This window comes from Pseudoalteromonas sp. S558 (assembly GCF_005886635.1).
In the GTDB taxonomy this organism is placed as follows: Bacteria; Pseudomonadota; Gammaproteobacteria; order Enterobacterales; family Alteromonadaceae; genus Pseudoalteromonas; species Pseudoalteromonas aliena.
Genome location: NZ_PNDU01000117.1, coordinates 1 through 16,391, shown reverse-complemented (window position 1 = coordinate 16,391; position 16,391 = coordinate 1). Strand labels below are relative to the sequence as shown.

At 38.3% G+C, this 16,391-nt stretch carries 16 protein-coding genes; 6 read left to right on the top strand and 10 right to left on the bottom strand.

Features of this window, described 5'->3' with window-relative positions; translation table 11 throughout:
* Positions 1-423: 423 nt before the first annotated feature.
* The gene (locus tag CWB66_RS09385; RefSeq protein ID WP_077537299.1) at positions 424-639 is read left to right on the top strand and encodes a DUF3820 family protein; all 216 of its coding nucleotides are present in this window, start codon (positions 424-426) and stop codon (positions 637-639) included.
* A 106-nt stretch (positions 640-745) separates the two neighbouring features.
* On the opposite strand, the gene CWB66_RS09380 is transcribed toward CWB66_RS09385, so the two are convergent.
* From CWB66_RS09380 to ilvY, 5 genes are all read right to left on the bottom strand, one after another.
* On the bottom strand, positions 746-1,987 hold the full coding sequence (locus CWB66_RS09380; RefSeq protein WP_138585175.1) for an ATP-binding protein: 1,242 nt from the start codon (positions 1,985-1,987) through the stop codon (positions 746-748).
* Between the two features lie 26 nt (positions 1,988-2,013).
* On the bottom strand, positions 2,014-2,706 hold the full coding sequence (locus CWB66_RS09375; RefSeq protein ID WP_077537297.1) for a response regulator: 693 nt from the start codon (positions 2,704-2,706) through the stop codon (positions 2,014-2,016).
* Between the two features lie 14 nt (positions 2,707-2,720).
* Positions 2,721-3,101 (bottom strand): DUF3019 domain-containing protein, encoded by a 381-nt coding sequence (locus CWB66_RS09370; protein ID WP_171037482.1) that lies wholly within the window; start codon positions 3,099-3,101, stop codon positions 2,721-2,723.
* A 1-nt stretch (position 3,102) separates the two neighbouring features.
* Positions 3,103-3,966 carry a MipA/OmpV family protein gene (locus tag CWB66_RS09365; RefSeq protein WP_502705288.1) on the bottom strand — a complete coding sequence of 288 codons (864 nt, stop codon included), beginning with the start codon at positions 3,964-3,966 and terminating at the stop codon, positions 3,103-3,105.
* A gap of 262 nt (positions 3,967-4,228) precedes the next feature.
* Positions 4,229-5,134 carry an HTH-type transcriptional activator IlvY gene (ilvY, locus tag CWB66_RS09360; protein ID WP_138585173.1) on the bottom strand — a complete coding sequence of 302 codons (906 nt, stop codon included), beginning with the start codon at positions 5,132-5,134 and terminating at the stop codon, positions 4,229-4,231.
* Positions 5,135-5,272: 138 nt separating this feature from the next.
* Between ilvY and ilvC the strand changes: the two genes are divergently transcribed.
* Positions 5,273-6,745: a ketol-acid reductoisomerase gene (ilvC, locus tag CWB66_RS09355; RefSeq protein ID WP_138585172.1), complete on the top strand. Its 1,473-nt coding sequence runs from the start codon at positions 5,273-5,275 to the stop codon at positions 6,743-6,745.
* A gap of 145 nt (positions 6,746-6,890) precedes the next feature.
* Positions 6,891-8,810, top strand: a complete 1,920-nt coding sequence (locus tag CWB66_RS09350; protein WP_138585171.1) for a methyl-accepting chemotaxis protein — start codon at positions 6,891-6,893, stop codon at positions 8,808-8,810.
* Between the two features lie 187 nt (positions 8,811-8,997).
* Here CWB66_RS09350 and CWB66_RS09345 read toward each other — a convergent pair whose 3' ends face one another.
* Positions 8,998-9,321: a GIY-YIG nuclease family protein gene (locus tag CWB66_RS09345; RefSeq protein ID WP_138585170.1), complete on the bottom strand. Its 324-nt coding sequence runs from the start codon at positions 9,319-9,321 to the stop codon at positions 8,998-9,000.
* Between the two features lie 106 nt (positions 9,322-9,427).
* On the opposite strand from CWB66_RS09345, the gene CWB66_RS09340 reads away from it, so the two are divergent.
* Positions 9,428-9,787 (top strand): outer membrane protein assembly factor BamE, encoded by a 360-nt coding sequence (locus tag CWB66_RS09340; protein WP_077537290.1) that lies wholly within the window; start codon positions 9,428-9,430, stop codon positions 9,785-9,787.
* A gap of 56 nt (positions 9,788-9,843) precedes the next feature.
* On the opposite strand, the gene CWB66_RS09335 is transcribed toward CWB66_RS09340, so the two are convergent.
* Together CWB66_RS09335 and CWB66_RS09330 are read right to left on the bottom strand one after the other, a co-directional pair.
* A complete protein-coding gene (locus CWB66_RS09335) occupies positions 9,844-10,167 on the bottom strand; it encodes an RnfH family protein (RefSeq protein WP_077537289.1) in 324 nt (107 codons plus the stop codon).
* Entirely contained in the window at positions 10,164-10,604 is a 441-nt protein-coding gene (locus CWB66_RS09330) for a type II toxin-antitoxin system RatA family toxin (protein ID WP_077537288.1), read from the bottom strand. The genes CWB66_RS09335 and CWB66_RS09330 overlap by 4 nt, the downstream gene beginning before the upstream one ends.
* A 135-nt stretch (positions 10,605-10,739) precedes the next feature.
* Between CWB66_RS09330 and smpB the strand changes: the two genes are divergently transcribed.
* Entirely contained in the window at positions 10,740-11,219 is a 480-nt protein-coding gene (gene smpB, locus CWB66_RS09325) for an SsrA-binding protein SmpB (protein ID WP_138585169.1), read from the top strand.
* 295 nt (positions 11,220-11,514) lie between these two features.
* Positions 11,515-14,106 (top strand): TonB-dependent receptor, encoded by a 2,592-nt coding sequence (locus CWB66_RS09320; protein WP_138585168.1) that lies wholly within the window; start codon positions 11,515-11,517, stop codon positions 14,104-14,106.
* Positions 14,107-14,165: 59 nt separating this feature from the next.
* Here the strand turns inward: CWB66_RS09320 and CWB66_RS09315 are convergent, their stop codons facing one another.
* Together CWB66_RS09315 and fadR are read right to left on the bottom strand one after the other, a co-directional pair.
* Complete coding sequence (locus tag CWB66_RS09315) at positions 14,166-14,771, bottom strand: peroxiredoxin (protein WP_007378637.1); 606 nt, start codon at positions 14,769-14,771, stop codon at positions 14,166-14,168.
* 232 nt (positions 14,772-15,003) lie between these two features.
* Positions 15,004-15,717 (bottom strand): fatty acid metabolism transcriptional regulator FadR, encoded by a 714-nt coding sequence (gene fadR / locus CWB66_RS09310; RefSeq protein WP_077537284.1) that lies wholly within the window; start codon positions 15,715-15,717, stop codon positions 15,004-15,006.
* Positions 15,718-16,391 lie beyond the last annotated feature (674 nt).

The following is a 16,391-nucleotide window of genomic DNA, read 5'->3' as shown; positions in this document are numbered from 1 at the left end:
AGGGGCGAATACATAAGAGGCCAGAGGTAGCCCCTCAATTTGAGCCCGTATATAAGCTAGCATCTAAATTTATTTTAACTTTTTCTTTTTGACATTTACGGAGAGTCCATATAAGGCCCTAGGGCTTTAGTATTAATAAAAACAAAAAAAGCAATTCTATTTACATTCCTTTACAAGCCAAGTAAACAACCCTAAAAAAAACAGGTACACTGTTAACATTGATTAAATAAGAATCTATGTTCCAACAATAAATTAATTATCAATCGACTAATTAATGTTCCACATGATCATATTAATCAATATAAACTCCTAAATGTAAGGGCCTACTCCTTATACAATAGGCTGTTTCTTGCCCGTCACAGCCTATTTTATCTCTTCTAAATGCCATACACTAAAGCTCCTTTTATATATTTAGATAAGCCAATGGATCCAAAACAACTAAAAATTGCTATAAATACAAAAATGCCCTTTGGTAAATACGCAGGCCGGCCATTATTGATGTTGCCCGAGCCTTATTTAGTTTGGTTTAAACAACAAGGGTTTCCTGACTCTAAGCTTGGGAGTCAATTAGCGATGATGTATGAAGTAAAGCTCAATGGACTAGAGCAAATGCTAATGCCCTTATTAGACAAAAAATAATTAGAAACTTTTTTAAAAGTATACGGTCTATTACTTTGCTACTTGTTGATTTTGGTTTCCAACCATAAAAAAAACGCCTTCGGGCGTTTTATCTTTTTATTAGAGCCTATTGGTTTATAGGTAAGCTAATAATAAACTTAGCCCCGTTAAGAGCCGAATCCTCAACACAGTATCCACCTTGATGCCATGAGACTATTTTCGATACAATGGCAAGCCCAAGGCCAAAACCCCCTGTTTGTTTATCTCTACTCTTATCTAAACGTGTGAAAGGCTTAAATACATTTTCCCGATCTGTTTTAGCAATCCCCATTCCATCATCTTCAACAATAAAGACGATAGCGTGCTGCTCAGTTCGCAATGTTATTTTTATTTGATTTGTTGCATATTTAAGCGCATTACCGATTAAATTTTGAAATGCTCTGGCCATAAAATGACAATCGCATCTATAGTTTAATTCATCTGGTAAGCTATAAATAAGATCCACTCGTGTATCAAAATTTAATTTTTCCACACTTGTTTTAACCAATTTGACCAAGTCACAATTAGCCGGTTGTAAACTCGGTTGTTGAGAGTCTAATCTCGCATAGTCAAGCATTTCAGAAACTAACAACTCTAATTCACTAATATCCATTTGCATATTAGTTAAGTATTGATCATTTTTTTCATCCAGAAGTTGGTCTTGTAGTATGGCGACGGCAAATTTTAAACGTGCCAGTGGCGTTCTAAATTCGTGAGAAACAGATGAAGTGAGCTCTTGTTGTGCTGTTAATAAGAACGTTATGCGCTGCTGCATTACTTTTAAAGTATCGGTAACAGGCAAAAAAAATGATTTAGACGTGTTAGTTAATTGAAAATCCTGTAAACCTTCCACTGCCTCACACGATTGTCGTAACTTCGAAAAATCGCGCCAGAGTAAAAAACTCCAAAGCCCGACTGGAATACCAACAACTATGAGCAATAACAGGTATGGCCAAACAGAGGGAGGTTCAGACGTGATAACATCAATAGGACCAACTTGTAGCAACTCCGTTGAATTTAATTGTATATACCAAACAATGCGTTGCTGTTTATCATATAAGTAGAGATAATGATTGTTAGTTAGTTGCGTTTGCTGCTGCTGAGGTAGCATTAAATCGTGCTGGGCAATAATATGGCTTTTAAAATTATTTTTTAGTTTTTTCAAGCCATTTGGTGTTTGAGAAAGCAACAAAAGCGATTGGCCAAACTCGTCATCTAATAGTACTTGTTGTTGCGATTCGTCGTATGGCCACAGTTGTTCAATAACACCGCTGACTACGAATAAAGAAACAATGATGTAGAAATACAAACTTGCAAACAATTTTCCCATTAAAGACGATTAACCCTAAACATTAATTATAAATCCCACGCATCAGAAACAAATAAATACCCTTGCCCCCACACCGTTTTAATACGATACGGCTTATCGCTGTTATCACCTAGTTTTTTGCGGATCCGAGATACTCGTACGTCAACTGTCCGATCAAGCCCATCGTATTGACGACCTATCATATGTTGATGTACATGCTCTCTACTGAGTACTTCACCAGCATTTGATGCTAGTAACCAAAGCAATTCAAACTCATGGGATGTAAGAGTAATTTCGGTATCACTTAATTTAACTATGCGGCTTGTTTTATCAATTATTAAATCGCCAAACTGCAACTCGTCATTTACTCTTTCTATGGGTTTCCCCCGGCGTAATAATGCATTGATTCTGGCCAACAGTACACGCGGCTCTGCCGGTTTTATAACGTAATCATCAGCGCCGAGTTCCAAGCCAAGAACTTGGTCAAAATCCTCTCCTTTAGCTGTAAGCATTAGAATCGGTAAAGTATATTTATCACGGACTTGACGACACACACTAAAGCCATCTTTGCCTGGCAACATAACGTCTAAAATAATTAAATCTACTGTATTATTTTCAAGGTAATTCAATACTTCATCACCGCGATCTAACACAGCAACCTCTAAACTATTATGTTCAAGATAATCTTTTGTTAATTGTTGTAAGCCTAGATCATCTTCAACAAGTAGAATTTTTGGCATTGGTTGCTCCTAATTTAAAAAAAGCTCCACGGTGAGCGAAGCCTGCGCTTATTTTTTTTAGCATGAGCGCTTTGCACTTCAACTTGTGTTTTTGCTAACAACACACCCGTCTGAGAATTGATTAAGGAGTATATGGTCTCTACATGAACACGCGCTTTATAATTAAATTGCCCTGAACGTTGCTGTTGCCAGCAATGTATTTTCTCATTTTGCTGATACAAACAAGCATCAACAATCTCATCTAAACGCCAATTAAATTGTAAATCAAGATCGCAAAACTCTTGCTGCTCAGAAACCACACATACTTTAGGAGAAACGCTAAAGGGCGCAGCCTGCGTCGTACTAAGACCACTAAACACAAGCGCAGTAAACACAATAAATATTAAATACTTCATATTAAAACGTATGATCTAATCCTATAAAGGCTGTCATCGAATAAGTACGTTCAAAGAGCGGACTGCTATCCATAGCTGAATAGTCATAATAGGCTAAATGAAAACGAAGAGAGTTAGCCTTACTCAATGGCCAACGGGCGTCGATTTTAGCATAAGGCTGCCAACTACTACCAACGTCTATTTTACCAAACTGAGTTTCACCTGCTTTCAACCCATAAAAATAGTTATTTAGCTCAGCCGATTTATAATTAATACCCATCGTCTGTTTTAATTTAAGTTGACCTATTTGCGTATGATGTTGCCACTGCATTGCAGCATGTATTCCATTATAAACACTCGTTATGTCGTGTAATGCTTGAATAGAAAATACATTCGCATCATTTTTTACATAGTGATAAGCAGCACCAACATCAAATGCAATATGGCGTTTTTGTACATCGTTTATATTAGCGTATTTTGACGGTGAAGAATTACCTTCATCTACGACTTGATTACTTAATGAACTACTGGATAAAGAAAGTATATTTCTAGGGTGCCAATTGATAAAAAAACGAGACTCTGTATTTAACTCACTTACAAAGTTAAAATGATGCTTTGGAGCTTGTACGAATGAATACCCGAGTCGACCATTATCAAAAAACCATTGCTCTGCATAAAAAGCAACTTGCGGGATTAATACTAAAGGAATGTTATTACCACCGCGCAAAGGGTTTGTAATAACGCCGATCCCAGCGCTCAAACTTAAATGCCATTGCTCGGTAGCTATATGTTGATCTTTAAAACCATCCTCGGGGCTACCGCTTTGCTGCGAATAGGCAGAAAAGCAAGCTACTAGAGTTGCATAAAGTATGGTTTTTAATATCAAAGAATTAAACCGCATCAGTAATATGTCAAAAATTTAAATAAATAAGCTGTCTATAATAGCAAACTCGTTTTGAACTAGCTGTAGCTGGTTACAATCATTCACAATTTGTATACGTATTTATTAACTTTTTATTTCATTTACGTTTAAAGATGAGAAGAATACGTAAGCAATACAGCACAATTGATAAGTAAATCTTTAGCATTAGACAATATTACACGGCTTGGGCTAAAGCCATTTATTGGGCCTATTTATTCATGATGTATTATATTGCTTTTGCAGCTAACGTCTGGGCAATATTCCATAAAGCACTGATTGCAGGATCATTTAGTTCCTTTTTTAACACGGCCAAACCTATGTCAAATCCATCAGGTGCTTGCATTTTTGGTGTTAATATTTGTACTTTATCTTGTAGTGGACTGTTATCGAGTACTATTTTAGGAACCATCGCAACACCGAGCCCTAGACTCACCATAGATACCATTGCTTCATGCCCCGCAACGTGCGCATATATTTTCCCGTAAATATTATTTTTGCGCCACCAATGCTCCAACCTTTGGCGAGAAAAGCCTTGCTCGGGAACGATAAACTCAAGCTCAGACCAATTAATATCATCATTGCATTGTGTTAATTTTTCGGTGATTGGACACTGAATTTTTGGCCCAATAAATAATAATGGAGAATAACCTATCTCTACAAAGGCAATTTGTGCTGGTAATTTACTTGGTTTAGCGGCAATTGCCATTGACTCATGTCCATCAAGTACCCGATTGATAGCCAAAGCGGGATCGCCAGTATTCAATGTTATTTCTATATACTGATGCTGTGCACGAAGTTGTTCCAATATTTGATGCAAAAAGCTATAAGACGCGGTAACCGAGCAATAGATACTCACATTGCCATAAATATGCTGCTGAGGGTCTTTTATATTTGCTTTAAAGCGCTGCCAATTAGCGAGCGTTGCTGTGGCGTAATCAATAAACAACTCCCCTTCTCGCGTTAATTTTACACTACGGTTATCACGGATAAATAATGCCCCCCCCACCTCTTGCTCCAAGTACTTGATATTGCGACTCAGCGTAGGTGCACTTATATGGCAAAGCTCACTTGCGCGTGCAAAGTGGAGTGTTTTAGCTAAAGCTAAAAAGTAGTTTAAATGTTTATGATCCATACCAGACCCTGTATTTCATATTATGAAACACTTTAATTCAAATATATCATTTTACGCAAGTAACGATTTTGCATATGGTGTTTGTAAGCGCAGTAAACATTGCGCATCTAACAAACATGACTTTATAGGACATTAACAATGGCGAATTATTTCAATACCCTACCTTTACGCGAGCAATTAGCGCAACTAGCGCAATGTGAATTTATGGACGCAGGCGAATTTGCCGATGGCGTTGACGTACTTAAAGGTAAAAAGCTCGTTATTGTCGGTTGTGGCGCACAAGGTTTAAATCAAGGTTTAAACTTACGCGACTCTGGTTTAGATGTTTCTTACACATTACGCGCATCAGCTATTTCTGAGCGTCGCCAATCATTTTTAAATGCATCTGAAAACGGCTTTACCGTTGGTACTTATGAAGAGTTAATTCCCACAGCAGACGTCGTACTTAACTTAACACCAGACAAACAACATACCGCTGTAGTTAGTGCAATTATGCCATTGATGAAAAAAGACTCCACACTTGCTTACTCTCATGGCTTTAATATTGTTGAAGAAGGCATGCAAGTACGTAAAGATATTACTGTAATTATGGTTGCGCCTAAGTGCCCGGGCAGTGAAGTACGCGAAGAGTATAAACGCGGTTTTGGGGTTCCAACTCTAATTGCTGTTCACCCAGAAAATGATCCTCAAGGTCATGGTCTAGCACAAGCTAAAGCGTATGCAGCGGGTACTGGCGGACATCGTGCTGGTGTACTTAAATCGTCGTTTATTGCTGAAGTTAAATCTGACTTAATGGGCGAGCAAACCATTTTATGTGGCATGTTACAAACGGGCTCTATTTTATGTTTTGATAAAATGGTAGAAAAAGGCATTGATGCAGGTTATGCGTCAAAACTAATTCAATACGGTTGGGAAGTAATTACCGAAGCACTTAAGTATGGTGGCGTTACCAACATGCTTGACCGCCTTTCAAACCCTGCAAAAGTAAAAGCGTTTGAACTAAGCGAAGAGCTAAAACTGATTATGCGCCCGCTTTATAATAAGCACCAAGATGACATCATCGACGGCACTTTTTCACGTACTATGATGCAAGACTGGAATAACGATGACGTGAACTTACTTAAATGGCGCGCAGAAACAGCTGAAACTAACTTTGAAAAGACCCCTGCTGGCGATGTAGAAATCTCAGAACAAGAATTTTTTGATAACGGTATTTTAATGGTAGCAATGGTTAAGGCTGGTGTTGAACTTGCCTTTGAAACCATGACAGTAGCCGGCATTATCGAAGAGTCAGCTTACTACGAGTCATTACACGAAACGCCATTAATCGCTAATACTATTGCGCGTAAAAAGCTGTTTGAGATGAACCGTACTATCTCTGATACTGCTGAATACGGCTGTTACTTATATAACCATGCATGTTTGCCATTACTTGCAGATTTTATGAAAAACGTTGATACCGACATTATTGGTAAAGGCCTTGGCGAGCACAGCAACCACGTTGATAACCAAACATTAATTCAAATCAACGCAGCACTGCGTGAACACCCTGTTGAAAAAGTAGGTGCAAAATTACGTGGTTACATGTCAGCAATGAAAAAAATTGTATAACCCTAAACTTTAAAATTTCGCTTGTTAGAAACCAAGCCCATGTGTTTTACATATGGGCTTTTTTATTTACCTAGCCACAGATTAGCCCAAAGCAAATATTGTGCTAATATATCAATCTATTTAGTTGTAAAAATAAATTACTATAATGATGTTACAAAACCTTTCTATTACTCAAAAAATCACCGTTTTAGGCAGTAGCATTGCTATTTGCGTTGCGGCACTTATCGGCTTGACCTCTGTATACAGTTCTAAAGATATCATTGAACAGCGTATGATTGAGTCTGAACTACCAAGTAAATTACAAACTATAAGTAATCATGTTGGAGGTGAAATAAACACTCTTATCGGAGCCGCCGAGCAACTTTCATCAAACGAATTTATTTTGCAATGGGCGCAAACAGATAGCAAAAATGACGCTCTATTACTTAAAGAGTTAAATCGCTTAGTTAATCAATACGATTTAGCGACTGCATCTTGGGCTAATAGAGACACTGCGCAATATTGGAATCAAAATGGCTTTTTACGCGTTTTACAAAACGATGCAGCCGATGGCTGGTTTTTTGCGTTTAAGCAATCAAAGCTACCTTATTCTATTAGCATCTATCAAGAGTCAGCCAACGATGTGAAAATGTTCATTAATCATCAGCAGCCTAATGGTACTGGCTTAGCGGGCCTTGCAAAAAGTATTACTGAAATGCAAAAGCTGCTGCAGCAATTCAAAATAGAAAAAACTGGCTATGTTTTCATAGCAGATAAGCACGGTTTAATACAACTACACAAAGATGCCAGTAAAGTTGCTAAAGTTAATATTGATGACTTATACGCATCTGATATGCATCGTAAGTTGCTAAGTAGTGCCAGCTTTGCGCTAGAAGAAATAAACTTAAATGGGCAACCGACGCTTGTTGCTGCAACGCCTATCAAAAACACTGATTTATATGTGGTTGCTCAAGTTCCTAAAAGTGAAGTATTTTCAAGCGTTAATAAACTACAGTGGCAAATTTTTACTTTTACACTTATTACTGCGCTCGTTGCCAGTATAATAAGTTACTTACTTGCGCGTTCACTTTCATCCCCTTTATCTAAAATGGCTGAACTTTTTTCTCGCTTAGGTTCTGGCGACGCTAATTTAGCGTATAGACTCCCTGAATCAAGCCAACCAGAACTAAATTATTTGAGCGACGGTTTTAATCAATTTATCAATAAAATAGAAACCGCCATTAAGCAAGTTGCGAATGAAAGTCGGGATATCAGAACAAGCTCTGACCATGTGTTTGAACAGGCTCAACGAAACTCATTAGCTATTGATAATCAAAAAGAGCAAACAATTTCTGTTGCTGCTGCAATAAACGAAATGGGTGCGACCGTTCAAGAAATAGCCCAAAGTGCTGCAAAAGCTGCAAAACTAACCGATAACAGCCGTGAAAACACAGAGCAGAGCCATCAACAAGTATTGCAGAGCCGGACGACTATTTCAGCACTTGCCAGCGATATTGATGGAATAACCGAGCAAGTTACCCTGCTTTCTAAGAAAACCGTAGATATTGCAAGTATTGTTGACTCTATTCGGGCGATCTCCGAGCAAACAAACTTATTAGCGCTTAATGCAGCTATTGAATCGGCCCGTGCAGGTGAACATGGCCGTGGTTTTGCCGTTGTTGCTGATGAAGTACGCGCGCTTGCAAATCGCACCTCGCAATCAACGACTGAAATTCAATCAATGATTGAAGAGTTAACAAGAATTTCTGATGATGTCGTTAACGATATAAGTCAATCTAAAGATAAAGCTCAGCAAAGTGTAGGTGCAATGCAGAGCTCGGTTGAGTTGCTTGAAACCATAACTGAAACAGCGAATCAAGTGAATGACATGGCAACTCTAATTGCAACAGCCACTGAGCAACAAAGTAATGTGGTTGCTGGTGTGGGCCGTAATATTGAACAAATTAGCGAAATTAGCGACAAAGCAATGAGCGAGCAAATTAACACAGAGCAAGCAATCCGAGATTTAGCAAACAGTGCTCAAACGCTTGACACCTTAGTTGCCACCTTTGAGAGAAATCGTTAAACGCCGTAAACACAACTAAAAAGCTTAATTATGGGGGCTAATATTTTCAGCTCCCATAATTGAATTCCTGCTGAATCATTTTAGGTGAGCAAATTGATTTAATTCGTTTTATTTTTCAAAGCTTATATAAATTATTATTAGATACGCCCAAAACTAACACTGTTGAAATGTCTAGGAACTGCTAATCCTATACCTTGACAATATCTTTAAAATTAATAACGTAGGCTTCTTTTTTAGCTCTTGTCAGTTTCTTTATCTGATATTCCAACTTACTTGCTTCACTTTTACTGCCTACTTTTTGTTGATGGACCAGCAATAATGGCCCTTTTCCTCTAAGGTTTTTAGCACCTTTACCCACTTGATGAGTAATCATACGCTTATCTACATTTGTGGTAATTCCTGTATACCAATGCCCAAAACGTGTTTGCACTATGTATAAGTACCAAGTAGGAGTACTTTTAACGTTATTATCGTCAATTGACTGTAAACTTTTTTCATTATCAATGGTCAAAACATTACCTTTGCACCCTTAACAAAAAACAATTGCTAAAAGGGTTTTACCTTCAGTGACTAATCGGTATCATACAGATTATAAAAAATAAGGATCACAACTAACAATGCAGTCGTTAAAAACTTTTTCTCTTTGGCTTATCGTTGCTCTAACTCTTAGTACAGCTGCTGGCTGCTCAAGCTGGGTGTACAGAATCAACATCCCTCAAGGTAACTTTTTAGAGCAATCTGATGTTGAAAAACTTCGTGTTAGTATGACTCGAGAGCAAGTTATTTATGTACTAGGTAAACCGATTGCCGAAGACGCATTTGACAAAAATACATGGCGTTATGTTTACAGCTTCAACAAAGGGCGTAAAAACGAGCAACAAAAATCATTAGTTATTAAGTTTGAAAACGAAAGACTAGTATCTCTTGCGGGTGATTACGATCAACCAGAAAATTTCAATACGCCACTGGAGCAATAATACTCCAGTTATGCGTTAATAAAAAAGTGAGCCATGCTCACTTTTTTATTTATAGACTAGCGTTCTAATGGTCGCCCACCAGTCACTTTATTTGCTCGCCCCTCTTCTTTTGCTTTTTCAGCGCGTTTTCTGCGGGCATCTTTAGGATCTGCAATTAATGGACGATAAATTTCAACTCTATCACCATTTTTAAGCTCTTGATTTAATTTAACTGTTCTATTCCAAACACCTAGAGTTAATGAAGTAGCCTCTATTTCTGGACATTTTTCTATAATGCCCGATTGGATAACAGCCTGCTCTGCCGTTGTCCCTTCTATAACGTCAATTGATAAACACGTTGCCGTCGTTGGTAACGCAAATACCACCTCAACATTAATCATACTCGTACCCCATAAACTTGCTTTGCACGATTAGTAAATGCACTCACCATATTTTTGGCTACATCATTAAATATTTTACCAAAAGCAAGCTCGATTAATTTGTTTGAAAATTCAAATTCTAGCTCTAAATGAACTTTACATGCTTTAATATCAAGCTCTTGGAAGTGCCAACGCCCTTTTAGCATTTTAAACGGGCCATCAACAAGGCGTAGCAATACAGTTTGCTCATCAACAAAGGTATTTTCTGTGGTAAACCATTTTTTTATACCCGCCTTGGATATTTCTAAACTCGCGGTCATGTTATTATCGTGCTGTGAAACAATTTTTGAGTCTGAGCAATTTGGTAAAAACTGTGAATAAGCCTCTACATCATTAACTAGATCAAACATCTCTTTAGTGCTGTACATAACCAGCGCACTTTTTTCTATTTGTGGCATACTCGCTCCCAACTGTGTGGGCGAATTTTAGCAAGCTTTGCGCGTTTCCCCAAATTTTCATACGGCTTAAATTTTAAAAATATTATTAAAGAAATCGATGTAAAACATCTCACATTACGTATATTATAGGTCACTATGGCTAAGAAAAATTCATCAAAATCGACAAGTAATACCATCGCGCTAAACAAAAAAGCGCGACATGAGTATTTTTTACACGATAAGTTTGAAGCGGGTGTTGAACTACAAGGCTGGGAAGTTAAAAGTATTCGAGCTGGTAAAGTAAATATCACAGAAACTTATATTCATCTTAAAAATGGCGAAGCATTTTTACTTGGCGCTCAAATTCAGCCACTTAATAGTGCATCGACCCATGTTATTTGCGACCCGTTACGTTATCGTAAATTACTATTAGGTAGACGCGAACTTGACCGTTTACTCGGCGCTACAGAGCGTGATGGCTACTCTTTAATTGCCACCGCTATGTACTGGAAAAAGTGCTGGGTAAAACTTGAGTTTCATTTAGCTAAAGGTAAAAAGCTACATGACAAACGTGACGACGGGAAAAACAAAGATTGGTCTCGTGAAAAAGAACGCTTAATGAAACACAAAGTATAACTTTAATGCCTAACCTTGTTAGGCATTTTTACTTCATCGATATAAAAATTAAAGCATAAAAAAGTTATTTAAACCTCAGGTTGTGTCAGGCATAGCTTTATTGAGTTGTACGATAACCATCAAGCTCCCTCGGTCCCGCTTAATCTAAAAATTCAACAGCCCCTAGACAGATAAAAAAGCGTCTAATCAGTACTTAAATCAAAACCTCAGCAATTGCTAACAATTAACTTACATGATATTAATACAAACGCATATAAATAAAATAAACTTACAAAATATCAACAAGGATTTAAGGATGAAGCAATCAATAGCATTTGCACCAAGCATTATTGCGGGCGCAACACTCGCATTATCAGCAGGTTTTACAACAACAACTTATGCCGCTGAAGAAGTAAAAAAAGTAGAACGTATTGAAGTTACCGGTTCTCGCATAAAGCGAACCGATATTGAAGGCCCGTCTCCGGTGCAATCAATCGGTAGAGCTGAAATCGAAAATATGGGTTACGATAACCTACAACAACTTCTAGAAAGAATGCCTGTCGCGGGCAGCGGTACTTTCTCTACTCGTGGTAACAACCAAGATTCAACTGCTAACGGTTCAGCGGCAGTAAGCTTACGAGGTCTAGGTGCTGATGCAACTCTGGTACTAATTAATGGTCGTCGTGTTTCAATTAGTGCCTTTGCTGAAGGCATTACAAATTCATTCGTAGATATAAATAGTATTCCTGTTTCTGCTATTGAGCGCATTGATATACTAAAAGATGGCGCATCAGCTATCTATGGCTCAGATGCCGTAGCGGGTGTGGTTAACGTTATTTTAAAGAAAGATATTGATGGTGTAGAGATTAATTTAGGCTATGGCGGTACAGATGGTCCAAATTATGAAGAAACAACAGCAAGCCTTGTTTGGGGCACTACGAGCGAAAAAAGTAGTGCATCAGTTATTATCGATTATTTTAAAAACACATCTCTTTCTTCTGATGAAATGGGCTCCCTAGGCACTGCGAATCAAGAACCTTATGGCGGGCAAGACTTCCGTTCATCTCGTGGTTTCCCTGGCTACTTTACTGTAAACAAAATTAAAACTATCGATCCTGACTGCCCTGCTGAAAATGCAACTTCAACTGGTAGCTGTTTATTTGACTACGGCCCATATGGCTATGTTGTACCAGCATCTGAGCGTGTAGGCGCTATCTCGCAATTTGAATATCGCTTTGATAACGGCATTATTGGCTTTTTAGAAATGGCTGTTCAGCATAATAGCTCTGTAGCTGCAGGAGCCCCAACACCTCTTGATGAAGATGCAGGCCTGACGGTACCAGCGAGCCATCCAAATAATCCATTTGGTGAAGACATTAAAATTGGTCGTTACCGTACAGTAGATGCGGGCGCTCGCCAATGGGATATTGAGTCAGACACTCTACGTCTTGTTGCTGGATTAAAAGGCGAAATAAACGATTGGAGTTGGGAAACAGCAGTACAAAAAGGTCGCAGTAAATCACTGCAAACTGGCGATCGTACACAAGGCTGGGTACGCACCGATTTCTTACAACAAGAAATTGATGCGGGTAGCTATAATCCATTCGGTGGCACATATAACGATCCTGCTGTTATTGACAGAATCACAACCAGTTTAGTGCGTCGCGGTGAATCTCATATGACTTCTTTTGACGCCAATATTACAGGCGAGGCATTTAGTTTTGGTGGCGAAGCTGTAATGATGGCCGCCGGTATTGAGTACCGTGAAGAAGACGTAAATGATATCCCTGATGATCAATTTCAACGCGGCTTAATATTTGGTACTGAATCAGTATCAGCCTCTGCAGATCGTGAACAATACGCTGCATATGTTGAATTCTCAATTCCACTTGCTGAAAACCTCGAACTGCAATTAGCAGGTCGCTACGATGATTACAGCGACTTTGGTACAACAACAAATCCAAAAGTAGCTCTGCGCTGGGCACCGACTGACGAAATAACTGTTCGTGGTTCTTGGGCGCAAGGCTTTAGAGCGCCGTCATTAGCACAAATAGGCTTAGGTCCGTCACAAAAGAGTCAATTTTTTATCGATACACAACGCTGTAAACAAACAGGTTTAGACTGCCAAGCGCTTGATTACAATATTGAGTTCTCTGGTAACCCAGATCTACAAGCAGAAGAGTCAGAATCATGGAACGTGGGCGTTATATGGGCCCCAACAGCCGAGTTTGGTCTAAGTGTTGATGTGTGGAGTATTACTCAAGATAACAAAATAGACCAAGAAGAATTTGGCCCTATTTACGCTGCAGAATGTGGTAATCAAAATAGTACCGTATGTGTTCGTTTAGCACCTGCAGGCGGTGCGAGCCTCGGCACAATACAAAAAATACACAGCACATTTAAAAACTTATCATCGCAAGAAGTATCTGGTGTTGATATTTCAACAAACTATAATCACTCTCTAGATCACTTAGGTTTACTTAAATTTAATTTAGAGTGGGCATATCAAGATAAGTTTGAAAAAGATGGCCGTGATTACACTGGTGAATATGGTTACCCAGAACACCGCTTCATTTTCTCAACTAACTGGGAAATTGGTGAGTTTAACACCAACGTAAATATCAGTTATGTAGGTGAATTTGAAGATACGCCAGATATCGACTTTGACGGTAATTTAGATTTTGACAGTAATACATCGCGCATGATTGATTCACAAACATTGGTTGATTTACAAACCTCATATCGTATAACTGAGTCAGCTAAAATATCTTTAGGTGTTAATAACTTATTTGATGAAGAGCCACCATTTGCAATTGGTGATGGAGATGGCGATTTATACGGTTATGCATCAGCTGTACATAATCCTCGTGGCCGCTACTTGTACACTAAAGTAAGCTTTTCTTTCTAAATAAAGACACATAAAAAAACCGCCAATTGGCGGTTTTTTATTTAAAACTAAGGGCTAAATTATAGCTCGCCTTCGTTTTCAGATAAGAACTTAGCAACGCCTTCAGGGCTTGCGTCCATACCTTTTTTACCTTCAGTCCAACCAGCAGGACATACTTCACCGTGCTCAGTGTGGAACGCTAGTGCGTCAACCATGCGAAGCATTTCGTCGATGTTACGACCTAGTGGTAAATCATTCACTACTTGGTGACGTACGTTGCCTTCTTCGTCGATTAAGAATGAACCACGAAATGCAACACCCGCTTCTGGATGCTCAACGTCGTATGCTTTACAAATCTCGTGCTTAACGTCTGCAACTAGTGCGTATTGAACTTTACCAATACCGCCGTCTGCAACAGCCGTGTTACGCCATGCGTTATGTGAGAATTGTGAATCGATAGAAACACCAATTACTTCTACGCCACGCTTTTGAAACTCTTCAAAACGCTTATCAAATGCAATAAGTTCAGAAGGACATACAAACGTGAAATCTAGTGGGTAAAAGAAGATAACTGCTTTTTTACCTTTAATTGTTTCATGAAGGTTGTAGCTATCTACGATTTCACCATTACCAAGAACAGCTGCAGCGGTAAAGTCTGGTGCCTGGCGGCCTACTAATACACCCATTTTATTCTCCAAATATTTTGAGTTTGTTATCAATTGCTTTTGCAATGCTGGTACATATATGGGCGCTAAAAGTTAAAAACCAATAGCACCTATATATAATTATTCTGTATATTAGATATAAATATTTAAAAAAGATAATCGTATTTAACGATGTGCGCAATCGATAATACCGAACAAAAATTTAAAACATCGAAAATGCAAAAAACCTGCAAATGCAGGTTTTTTCAGGCGTTTAATCCATTATATCCGATGGCATATCACCACGAATTTTCTGCCAAATTTCGCCCGTTTGATGTCCATATTTACGCATCATCGAAATCGCACCATCGTGCTCTCTATTTTCCGCTAGTACCGTTAGGTCTTTATAAAACTGGCGAGCAAGTTCACGTGTGCCTGCATCTGAAAAGTAATGACAACCAATTTTTGAATAAAAGCCTCTAAAGCCATTTAGTATTAATACATAAATACGATTGTTACCGGCAACAGCCAGCTCGTGATGCACTTTGTAATCGTAATCAGAGAAGGCTTGAGCGGTATCTTCTAATTCATCACTTTGTGATAAAATTTCAATCACACGTTCTGGGTTTAATTTAATCGCAGCACGCGTATAAATTGCACTAATATTTGTTCTTGCCGATAGAAGTTGATCGGTCAGCTCAGGCATTTTATCTTCATCTAAACGCGCTAAGGTCTCAAGAATATTTAAGCCAGATGTTTCCCAAAAATTATTAACTTTGGTAGGTTTACCATGTTGAATAGTCAACCAGCCATCACGTGCTAAACGTTGTAATACTTCACGTAAAGTTGTTCTTGTTACGCCAATTAACTCTGAGAGTTCCCGTTCTGCAGGTAGAATTGAACCTGGAGGGAAATCACCATTCCAAATAGACTCAACTATATATTCTTCAGCAAATCCTGCTGGACTTTTGGCTTTAAAAATTCTCATTCAATTCCCACTCGAATTAATCTACAACTTATTGTTCACATGAATAGCCGACTGATTGTACCAGACGATGCACAACTAACAAGTAAAGTAATATACATTAGTCAAAGTGACCATACACACCAAAGGTAAGATTGCTGCAGAGCATAAGATTTTTGGCTCAATAAAAGGAATTGATAATAACTTTTAATTGAACAAACTATTAGAACATATCAAATTAGAATCTGACTCATCACTGAACAACTATGTATGAATACCGCAAGTCAGCGGTGTTTTTGCGTCTATTTTGTGACAAGTGCGACAGTGTTAGCCGCTTGGTTTAGGTTTTTTTTGGCAGAACCAACAACTGAACTGAAACCTGCCAAGTTGATGATTTAGCGCTATTAATGACTTCTGATACACTTATCATTAATATTTCAGATGTTCTCTTATTATATAAAGCAACCTGATACCTATTCCCCAATACTTCTGCAGCCTTGATTTCATTCTTAATAATTAGAATAGTTGGCTAAAATAAGTGAAGGGAGTGAATAAAAGGCCAACTGTTTTTTGTCCTTGTTTAATTTTTTAGATTTCAATACCCCATAAGATCAACATACGCTTGATATGTAAATGCATTAGTTTTAAATCTTTGAGATGATTTAAAATACCTTTTCGCCTTTGTCTGCGATAACAAA